The organism is Intestinibacter sp., from assembly GCF_051866655.1.
Taxonomy (GTDB): domain Bacteria; phylum Bacillota; class Clostridia; order Peptostreptococcales; family Peptostreptococcaceae; genus Intestinibacter.
In genome coordinates, this window is record NZ_JBJDXL010000193.1 from 1 (window position 1) to 5,060 (window position 5,060).

General features: G+C 32.5%; 4 protein-coding genes. 1 reads left to right on the plus strand and 3 read right to left on the minus strand.

Features of this window, described 5'->3' with window-relative positions; genetic code table 11:
- Both ACI3VO_RS05975 and ACI3VO_RS05980 read right to left on the minus strand, forming a co-directional pair.
- Positions 1-783, minus strand: a 783-nt coding sequence (locus ACI3VO_RS05975; protein WP_439757031.1) for a hypothetical protein, incomplete at its 3' end; no start/stop codon positions are given.
- Positions 784-796: 13 nt separating this feature from the next.
- On the minus strand, positions 797-2,857 hold the full coding sequence (locus ACI3VO_RS05980; protein ID WP_439757032.1) for an efflux RND transporter permease subunit: 2,061 nt from the start codon (positions 2,855-2,857) through the stop codon (positions 797-799).
- A gap of 190 nt (positions 2,858-3,047) precedes the next feature.
- Between ACI3VO_RS05980 and ACI3VO_RS05985 the strand changes: the two genes are divergently transcribed.
- Positions 3,048-3,617 (plus strand): TetR/AcrR family transcriptional regulator, encoded by a 570-nt coding sequence (locus tag ACI3VO_RS05985; RefSeq protein ID WP_439757033.1) that lies wholly within the window; start codon positions 3,048-3,050, stop codon positions 3,615-3,617.
- 171 nt (positions 3,618-3,788) lie between these two features.
- On the opposite strand, the gene ACI3VO_RS05990 is transcribed toward ACI3VO_RS05985, so the two are convergent.
- Positions 3,789-5,060: MATE family efflux transporter (locus ACI3VO_RS05990; protein ID WP_439757034.1), on the minus strand; the 1,272-nt coding region annotated here is incomplete at its 5' end.

Sequence of the window (5,060 nt, forward strand, 5' to 3'; positions counted from 1 at the left end):
TCCTGTTCCATCATTTAAATCATTAGCTCCATCGTCTAAGTCAGACACTGCATCTTGTAGTGTTTCGATTTCGTCAGTCAAAGATGATGTATCGATAGAATCTTTATCTATATCTAGGTTTAAGTTTATCCCGTTTATTTGGATTTCATTCATTTCAAAATCAACTACATCTGCTGTAATTTTTATATGTTTTTCATTATCTGGAAGAATTGTGTAAGTAAGCTGTTTTAAAGCACCTACATTAGCCATAGTAGCGCCTTCACTTTTTATATTTTTACATAAATTTGTATCTAATTGCACAGATGCTTGTAATGCATAGTTTTCAAAGAAATCTTTTTTGGCTTTTTTGTTTTCAGTTATATCCATTTGAATTTCCAATTTACCACTTTTACCTGCTAATTCCTCTGGTGCATATTCCATTCCGTCTAATTTATATTCGATATTTATATTCCATGGTAGTTGTGTATCAGATTTCATCATACCTTGGTAGTACAACTCATCTGATGAATTATTTATTGTGACCTTACCATTTGAGTAATTTATTTTATCCATTGTGTTCATGTTTTTTACTCCCTCATATATTCCATAATCCACAATGTCTTTATCATCGAATATATTTACTGCATAAATTTCTTCTATTTCTCCAGATGGATTTAAGTTTGCATATATTACTTCTTGTTTTTCAGTTGATTTTTCAGCTGCTAATGAAGCTGTTGTAAGTCCACTAGCACCACTCAATACTCCTGCCATTGTAATTGCAATAAATTTATTGTAATTTTTCATAACGCGCACTCTCCTATTCATTAAATTTATAAAAATCTATACCTTTTGTTGTTTTTTGGACTAAACCATCAAATAAATACAACATTCCAGGGATTACAAATAATACTATTATAGTTGAGAAAATTGTACCTCTAGCTAATAAATGTCCTAGCTGACTAAGCACTCCATGTGTGGATATTTTCCACACCAACGCCCCTGCGATTGTAAGTATCGATGATGATGTCAAAATTGATACTGTAGTTGATCTAACAGTTTCTATAATAGTTTCTTTCTTAGGCATTGATTCCCTAATTTCGAGATATCTGCTTGTAAGCAATATCGCATAGTCAACTGTAGCTCCTAATTGAACAGAGCTTATAATCAAATATGCTATGTAGAATACGAAGCTTCCTTTGAAATAAGGTATTGATAAATTTATCCATATAGCAGTTTCTATTGCCAATACTAAAATTGCTGGAAGAGATATTGACTTCATAGTTAAAAGTAGTACAGCAAATACTGCACATATTGCTATAGCATTTACTCTTACAGTATCCTTTGTTATAGTATCCATCAAATCATATGTACTTGCACTTTCTCCAGCTAAATGATAATCATCGTAGTATTGTGAAACCAACGAACGTATTTCTCTTACAAGCTCAAAGGTTTCTTCCCCTTCATAATCCGCATCGACTGTCAGTATCATTCTGCTGTAATTATCAGATATCAGCTTGCTCAAAGTTTCATTATCTAAATAATCCATAGGAACCTCAGCACCTGCATTATCTACATAAGAAACTATACTTGTAACCTCTGGCATTTCATGTAATTTATCGCTAAGCTCAGTCTCTTTTTCTAAATTACCCTTTTTGACCATCAATACTAAATTATTTGATTTCCCAAAGGTATCTTCTATCTTTTGTCTATCCTGACCAATTTGCGTATCTGTACTAAATATTTGAGAAGACCCATATGAGAAGAAATTCTTTTGTTGACCTAAATTAGAAGGTACTACTAATAGTAAAAATATTAAAACTGCTGGAACCATCATTTTTGTCACAGCTTTTCCGAATTTGCCAAAATCAGGCACAATATATTTATGTCTAGTTTTATCTATCAATGGATAGCAGTAAAGTAAAATTACTGGATATAATACAAAAACAGTTATCAAGCTCAATAAAATTGCCTTTGCCATAGATATCCCCATATCAGGTCCAATTTTAAATTGCATAAGTATAAGGGCCGCAAATCCTATTACTGTAGTAAGTCCACTCGATAAAATAGATCCTGTCGATTTGCAAAGTGCATTTACCATAGCATCTTCTACATCCTGCCCCTCTGCTCTCATTTCCTCGAAACAATGCAATAGGAAAATCGAATAATCCATAGATACAGCTAACTGCAATATTGCTCCAGCTGCATTTGTTACAAAGGAAATAGTTCCAAACATTAAGTTGCTACCTTTATTTAATAATATGGCTACCCCTATTGTTCCAAGTAATAATATCGGTTCTATCCATGAATGCGAAGTAATACATAAAACCACCAAACAAATTGGAATTGCTAGCATCATTATTTTCTTTATTTCTTTAGTTGTAGATTGTGTCGCAATTGCTGTATTGACAGCTGTACCCTCCATTGAATTGTCGTCGCCTATTAAATCTCTAATTGCATTTACAGCTTCTATTCTCTTTCCCTCTTCAATAGTCACTGTAAATAATGCATTATTGTCTTTATAATAATCCTCAACAGCCTCCTTATCAGCTGTTTCCAAAGGTATATTTGTGTCTATAACATCATCTAACCAAGTGACTTCTTCAACACCGTCTATGTCCGATAATTTCTGCTTCATCTCAAGCGCCTCTGCAATGCTTAAGTCCGATACCATAACTCTAGCATTTGGAATGCTCATATCGTATTCTTCATTCATAGTATCTAAAGCTACTGTCGATGCAGTTCCATCTGGTAAATAGTCATTCATATCGTAGTTTACTCCTACCATAGTGCTGCAAACTGCTGAAATAATCATTGCAACAGCAAATACTGCTATTACTAATTTTTTATGATGAATAATTTTCTCATAAAAATTTCTCATATACCCTCCTCCTTTAATTAACACCGTGTTGATTTATTTAACAAAATAAATTATAATTTCATAATAGTCGAAATTCAATAATCAATGATTTTTGTTGTGTCTATATATGAACATATTTGATTTATACCGTATATAAATAAACATATTTTTAAAATTTGTCTATTTACATGTGCTATAAAAGGAGGATTTTATGGAGAAAAAAACTGATAGAAGGATTCGTAAAACTAAAAAACAGCTTCAAGACGGATTTATCGAGCTTAGAAAAACTAAAAGCACTAAAGATATCACTATTAAAGAGCTCTGTGAATTAAAGGATTTAAATAGAGGTACATTTTACTTGCATTATAAGGATATTTATGATTTGTCTGAGCAATTAGAAAATGAAATGCTGCTTAGCTTTGAGAAGGTTCTCAATTCTCATTCAACAGAGGAGTTATCTGGTCCAGAGCCATTGCTTTGTGATTTATTTAAACTTATAAAGGAGAATGCCGATTTTTGTGCTTCACTTTTGAGTGATACTGGTCAAATTGCATTTTTTAATAAATTAAAAACTGTTATTCGAGATACATGCTTCAAACATTGGGTTATATTATTTAATCCTAATAAAGTGGATAAATTCAATTATTTTTATGATTTTATATTGTATGGATGCATAGGAATATTTGAATCGTGGTTACGCAATGGTTTCAAAGAATCTCCGGAAGAAATGGCTGGATTAGTCAGTGAAATAATTCTGACAGGTATTAAATTCTTGGAATAAGAAAATCTTTATTCTAAAAATCCATAATGTAGATTTTCTTGAAATGCATGACGGAAATTATATTTATCTAAAATTTCAAAGGAATATAATTTCCTATGCATTATAAAAAAAATATATTTCTTCTGTTTTCGAGAAATTTTACTCTCACTTCAGAAGAAATATATTTACAAATTACATATCCTTTACAATATTATTAGCCCATTTTTTAGATACGGCTCTCGGCACTCCAAATATAAACTTGGCGATTTCCTCAGTATAAGTAAACGCAACTAATAGATAAATCGGAACTCCTTTATATGCAGCGACAAATGTTATCGGAAGTGAAACAAGCCACATACATCCCATTTCTAAAAACAATGCGTACTTAGTGTCTCCACCGCTTCTCAAAACACCTATTACTATGAAAGTGTTAAAAGTTCTAAGCGCCATCATGACACCCATTATGATAAATATCTTCTTGATATCAGGAGTCAAGCTCGCCGAAACACTAAAAATCTTTAGAAGAACTGGTGTAGAAATTATCAACAATGTACCTAAAATAGCACCTGCTATAGTTACTATGATTGAAAATTTCTTGGAATATCTTATCGCTCTGTCTATATTGTTTGCTCCAAGCTCATTTCCTATCATAATAGAAGATCCTATCGCAATACAAACTGCAGTCATTATAAAGAAATTTCCAGTCGTATTTGCAATCTGACTCGCTGCAATAGCCGATGTACCAGCAGTCGAATAAGCCACCGAATACAACACACTTCCGAATGCCCAAGTCGTGTCATTAAAAAACGCCGGTGCAGTTTTCCTAATTACAGTATTTGTCAACTCCTTAGTAATTCCTCTTATATCCTTCAATCCAAATCTCAACTCATAATCATCTCTTACGAAATACACATAAGCTATAAGTAAAATAAATTCCACAGTTCTAGCCAAAACAGTCGCAACAGCAGCACCCATTACACCTAAGGCTGGAGCCCCAAATTTTCCAAATATAAAGATATAGTTTAAAATTATATTTATAACAAGTGATATAGAACTACAAATCATTCCTAATTGTGGATTTCTGACATTCCTAGATCCCATACTAAAAATATAACCAACTGCCATAATCGGATAACAAAATCCTATAACTAAAAAATACTCTCTCGCCTGTTTGACTACTTCACTATCATAAGAGAAAAAATGAATTATAAAGTCAGGGAAAAATACAGCTATAACAAAGAAAATCATCCCTAAAATCAACGATGCTATAACGCTAAGTGCAGTTACCTTCTTTATGCTATCTTTGTCACCCTTTCCGTAAAATTGTGCCATAAAGATACCAGTTCCACCCATAATTCCCGATAAAGCCATCGTAAATAAAAAGAAATATTGGTTAGCTATACCTATCGCCGCCACCGATATTTCTCCTAGGCTTCCGATCATTACTGTATCTATCATATTCAC